This window comes from Thauera sp. ZXT1-4 (assembly GCF_052598215.2).
On the sequence record NZ_JBQWSN020000062.1, the window covers coordinates 1 to 5,263 of the forward strand.

The 5,263-nt window shown below is 60.2% G+C and carries 4 protein-coding genes; all 4 read left to right on the forward strand.

Features of this window, described 5'->3' with window-relative positions:
* Positions 1-375 precede the first annotated feature (375 nt).
* The 4 genes from ACUH78_RS18675 (at position 376) to ACUH78_RS18690 (ending at position 4,952) form a co-directional block, all read left to right on the forward strand.
* Complete coding sequence (locus tag ACUH78_RS18675; RefSeq protein ID WP_445334374.1) at positions 376-1,629, forward strand: site-specific integrase; 1,254 nt, start codon at positions 376-378, stop codon at positions 1,627-1,629.
* A complete protein-coding gene (locus tag ACUH78_RS18680) occupies positions 1,626-2,603 on the forward strand; it encodes a tyrosine-type recombinase/integrase (protein ID WP_445334373.1) in 978 nt (325 codons plus the stop codon). The genes ACUH78_RS18675 and ACUH78_RS18680 overlap by 4 nt, the downstream gene beginning before the upstream one ends.
* Positions 2,596-3,609 (forward strand): tyrosine-type recombinase/integrase, encoded by a 1,014-nt coding sequence (locus ACUH78_RS18685; RefSeq protein ID WP_445334372.1) that lies wholly within the window; start codon positions 2,596-2,598, stop codon positions 3,607-3,609. Before ACUH78_RS18680 ends, ACUH78_RS18685 begins: the two co-directional genes overlap by 8 nt.
* A 731-nt stretch (positions 3,610-4,340) precedes the next feature.
* On the forward strand, positions 4,341-4,952 hold the full coding sequence (locus tag ACUH78_RS18690) for a hypothetical protein (RefSeq protein WP_445334371.1): 612 nt from the start codon (positions 4,341-4,343) through the stop codon (positions 4,950-4,952).
* Positions 4,953-5,263: the final 311 nt, after the last annotated feature.

Genomic DNA, 5,263 nt, shown 5'->3' on the forward strand with positions numbered 1-5,263 from the left:
GGGCGGATCTTCATCGCCGCGAGGCAGGGGCAGGCGTCGAACAAAGCTGAACAGTAGCGGCCCGTGGCCTATGTGCGTTGGGCTGCCTGCTTCACACAGAGACCTGCCACAGGACCAGCTACGCCATGAGTGTCTCTTGTGGGTCGGGTTGAGACGGTAGTAGTCGGTTTGCAGCGTTCCCCCGCACCCCTTAGAAGGAGCTGGAGGTCTCTGTCCGGCCATTATGCCCAGCTCCCAGTTATGAACAGTCGGTTCACGGCGATGCTGGGGATGGCTCGGCGTAGCGCCTGATCCGTAGCGTCGACGAGCCCTAGGCTGGACATAATTCCGGCGCTGGCGCAGCACGGCAACTCCTCTTCCGGATAGGAGTTTGCCATGCCCAAGATCCCTTCCCTGCATGCGGTGCTGCAAGGCTGGTTGCTCGACGGTCCGCTGGCTGCGTATGTGCCGGCCTACGTCGAACGGCTGGAGCGCGGTCGCTACGCATCCAGCACGAGCCGGCGATGGCTGAACGCCGTCGCGCACTTCGCTCACTGGATGTCGCTGTGCCGGTTGCCGGTCGACCGGCTCGACGAGAGCCGCATCGATCAGTTTCTTCAGGATCACCTGCCGCACTGTGGTTGCAGAGGGCCGGTGATGCGCCGTCCGCGCGAGGTACATGCGGCTTTGATGCCGCTGCTGGCCATCCTTCGCCAGCGCGGCGTGATCGCGGACTTGCCGACACCGTCGGGTCCGATCGCCGAAGAGCTGAGCCGCTACGACGCATACATGCTCGACACCCGTGGGCTGACCAGCGGCACCCGCTCGGTCCGACTACGGATCATCGAGCGGCTGCTGGTGCACAAGTTCGCGGGCCATCCTCTGGATCTGCAAGAGCTGCAGCCGCAGGACATCCGCCGCTTCGTCGCCGAGCAGTTGGAGTTGCGCAACACGATCAGCAACGCGGTGACCATCAACGCCGCCTTGCGTGGCTATCTGCGCTGGCGCGCGACGTGCGGTGATTCGGTGCAAGCCTTGCTGGGCGTGATCGCTTCACCCGCCAACTGGACGCATGCGTCGCTGCCACGCGCGCTGCAGTCTCGCGAGGTCGGCCGTGTCCTGAATTCATTCACCCCGGCGCTGCGCGCGCCCAAGCGCGGCTATGCGATCGTCCGTCTGGCCCTCGATCTGGGCCTTCGCTGTATCGAGATCAACCGGCTACAACTGGACGACATCGATTGGCAGCACGGCACGCTCACGCTGAGGCGGACGAAGTCTCGCCGCCAGGATGTGCTGCCACTGCCAGTCCCCACGGGCAAGGCGCTGGAGGCGTACCTGCGGCTTGAGCGTCCGCGCACCAGCAACCGATCCGTGTTCGTGCGTTGCTTGGCGCCACACGATGCACCGGTCAGCGTGGATGCCATCCATCGGGTGATCCGCGACGCCTTCAGCCGCGCCGGTATCCCGCATGGCCGGGCGCACGCCCTGCGCCACACCTTGGCCTGTCGCCTGGTCAACAGCGGGGGCTCGATCAAGGAAGTCGCCGACGTGCTGCGGCACCGCTCGCTGAACACTTCGCTCATCTACGCGAAGACCGATCGCGCTGGCTTGTCCGAAGTGGCCTTGCCCTGGCCAGGGAGCCCAGCATGAGCGCCCGACTATCCCTTCCCGAGCGGATCGAGACGTATCTGGCCGAGCGCCGTCGCCTCGGGTTCGAACTTCAGCACATGGGTCAAGCGCTCGTCCGGTTAGCACGCTATGTCGAGGCAATCGGTCACCACGGACCGCTTACCGTCGAGGTGATGGCTGCCTGGGCGCGGCAAGTCAAGGGTGGTCAAGGTGACCGGGGTACGGCGGCTCGCGCCTTACGTCTGTTCAGGCCGTTTACGCGCTGGCTGCAGCAGTTCGAGCCGGCTACCGAGGTCCCCGACGAGGCAACCTTCGGGCCGGTCCCGGGTCGGGTCACCCCGCACATCTTCCGCGACGAGGAGATCGAGGCCTTGCTCGAAGCCGCCGGGCGGCTCCGACCGCCGCTGCGCAGTACCGTCATGCGGACCTTGTTCGGACTGATCGCCTGTACGGGGCTGCGCATCTCCGAAGCCCTGGCGTTGGTCGACGCGGACGTCGACCTCAGTGTCGGCGTGCTGACCGTCCGCTGCAGCAAGTTCGGCAAGTCGCGCCTGGTGCCGCTGCACCCGAGTGCCGTGACTGCCCTGCGCGCCTATCGCATTGAGCGCACGAAGTACGTGCCTGCCGATCCTGAGGGGCCGTTCTTCATCGCCACCCGTGGCCGCCGGCTCGGCTGTGCGCTCAGTGATCGGCAGGCCCACCGTATCTTCGATCAGTTGCGCCGGGAACTGGGCTGGGTCGCTCGCGGGGGCCACGGTGCGGCCCGCATCCACGATCTGCGCCACAGCTTTGCGGTGCGTCGCCTGTTGCGCTGGCATGAGCAGGGCGAGAACGTGCACGAGCACATGCTTGCGCTGTCGACCTACATGGGCCACGCCAAGGTCTCGAACACGTACTGGTACCTCACGGGCACGCCCGAACTCCTGCAAGTGGTGGGCAGGCGTTTCGAGCACTTCGTCGATCCATACGAAGCCGAGGAGGACGACGATGGTTAAGCCCGAATCAGTCCAGGCGCCCAGCTTCGCGGCCCTGGTGCAGGCGTTCTTCGCCGAGCACCTGCAGCAGCAGCGCGCGATGAGCCCGCGCACCGTTGCCGCGTATCGCGACGCCTTCGTGCTGTTCCTCGACTTCGCGCAGGCGCGGCTACACAAGCAACCCACGGCGATCCGGCTCGAGGAGATCACGCCGGTGCTGATCCTGGCCTTCCTCGATCACCTCGAGCGCGAGCGGGGCAATACAGTGAGAAGCCGCAACGCTCGACTCGCGGCGTTGCGGGCGTTCCTGAAATTTGCCGGTCGGCGCGACGTGAGCGCCCTGCATGCCGTCGAGAAGTCGCTGGGGGTGCCGATGAAACGCTTCGAGCGGCCGATGCTGGGCTTCCTGTCGCGTGAGGAAATGCTGGCGATCATCAGCGAGCCGGACGACTCCTGGACGAGCCAGCGCGACCATCTGCTGCTCAGGATGCTCTACAACACCGGCGCCCGGGTCTCCGAGATCATCGGCGTGACGCTGGCCGACGTGGTGCTCGATGGTGCAGCCTGTGTGCACCTGCACGGCAAGGGGCGCAAGCAACGCACGGTGCCGCTGTGGCGCTCGACGGTGCGGCAGATCAGGGCGTGGCTGCGGCTCAATCCGCAGTTGCAACCCACATCGCCACTGTTGCCCAACCGCGATGGCCAGGCGATGACGCGTGGGAACGTCACTCAGCGCCTCGCCCTCGCCGTCAAGGCCGCGACCACCGCGCAGCCGCAGCTTGCGACGCGCCGCATCTCCCCGCACATCATCCGCCACACGACGGCCATGCACCTCCTGCAGGCCGGCGTGGACATCAGCGTCATCGCGCTGTGGCTGGGACACGAGAGCCCGACGACAACTCACCAATACGTCGAGGCTGACCTGGCGATGAAGGAGCAGGCACTGGGGAGACTGCAGGAGCCAGACGCGGCGATCCGGCGCTACAAGGCGCCTGACTCGCTGATCGAGTTCCTCAAGACCCTGTAGTTATGTGCAGGCCGCAGGCATCGCGCACCAACGCTGCGCTCGTGCGATGACGCGGCCCGCACCGAAACTGTTCATAACTGGGAGCTGGGCATAATGGCCGTTATGAACAGCTATCCATAACGGCCAGAAGCTGTCGCTGGTCACCCAATCCGGATAGCGGTCATCCGGGCGAGACGGTATGCTCTCTGCCTATGTGCCAACTGGGTCGCATCGCCCCGTAAGGCCGTCAGCTGCTGCTTTTCCTCTTTTGTTATTTTTCCTTACGCGTAGTTTTTTATACGAAAAAACACTCAATTTATTTTATTGGAGGCGTGCTCAAGTCAGTCGAGCTCACTGGCAGGTTATCGTTTTTGAGTTTCTTTCTATCTTTGTATTTGTAATTTAAAAAGATGAATAAAAAGAAAATTAATGTTTTATTTTTTATTTTTTCTTTCTCTTTTCAATTCCAGCAAGCGCTGAAGTCACGGTTAGAGATTGGGATAGGGTAAGTTCAAGCAAAAACTTTAAATGGTATGTTGCAGGTGTAGGGAGTGGGTTCTTTTGGGCCAATATCGAAGCCGGCGAGCTTGGATTACGGCAAATATATTGCCAGCCAAGTGCACTTGCAGTCAATGCTGATAATTACATGGAGATACTAAAAAAAGAGCTAAATAATTATGGGGGTGGGTATAACCTCGATACTCCATTGTCTCTTATACTCTTGTATGGTCTAAAGAGAACGTTTCCGTGCCATGATTGAATCCATGGAAGATCTAGTTGCGGAGTTGAGAAAGGAATACGTGAGCGCGTTTTCCGGTCATTTCGAGAGCGCCGAAGGGAAGCCATTCTATAGAGCTGATCTCATCATGTTCGGTCTTATAGACCGTAACATTGGGCTCCTTGAAGCTCTGCCTCCCTTATTCGAGAGCTATAATATTCATGCGCTCGCCCCACTTCTCCGAGTTCAGCTTGATGGCCTCCTCCGGTTGCACGCATTCCGTATCGTCCAGAACCGAGAAGATCTGGCTAGGCATGTCATTAAGGGCAGCAAACTTCGGAATTTCAAAGCCAATGACGGAAAGCCTCTTACTGACCATTATTTGGTCAGTTCGCTGAAAGAGGAACTGCCTTGGGTTGAGTCTATGTACGATACATTGTGCGGCTGGGTTCATTTTTCAGAATCGCACGTATTCACTGCCGCCTCCGAAGGTGCTGAAGAAGGCAAGGTTGAAATAGGAATTGGCAGCTTCCGTCAGCCTATTAAGCCTGAGTTGTTTGAAGAGGCTAAAGCAGCTACAGTCGCTATCCATAAAGCAACAACTAAGATTATTCATGACTATTTCGCGTTAGAAAGAAGCGTATAACACTTTTCCTAAGCCGCTTGCGTGGCTAGTCCGGACATCCAGCACTCCGTGCCTTTTTGCGCATAGATTCGCCGTGAGTGCGTAAGAGCTGCTCCATAATGGCCGCAGCTTAGCGCCCGTTGAACGGCAGCATTCCTCAAGGGGCTACGGCAGCATTGGGTCGGAAGCGGAAATTCTCGGTTCCAGCAACCGGGATTTCGATAGCATATATTTGAGTGGGATTGACCGAGCTCAGGGGTTACAAGCCTCTTCAATCGTCACATCGGCATTCGGCGGCAAAGTCCATATTCATCCCGCCGCTGCCCGATTCG

What these genes read in the sequence shown, in the direction of transcription:
- ACUH78_RS18675 (WP_445334374.1), top strand. Translation starts at nt 376, where the DNA reads ATGCCCAAGATCCCTTCCCTGCATGCGGTGCTGCAAGGCTGGTTGCTC.
- ACUH78_RS18680 (WP_445334373.1), top strand. Translation starts at nt 1,626, where the DNA reads ATGAGCGCCCGACTATCCCTTCCCGAGCGGATCGAGACGTATCTGGCC.
- ACUH78_RS18685 (WP_445334372.1), top strand. Translation starts at nt 2,596, where the DNA reads ATGGTTAAGCCCGAATCAGTCCAGGCGCCCAGCTTCGCGGCCCTGGTG.
- ACUH78_RS18690 (WP_445334371.1), top strand. Translation starts at nt 4,341, where the DNA reads ATGATTGAATCCATGGAAGATCTAGTTGCGGAGTTGAGAAAGGAATAC.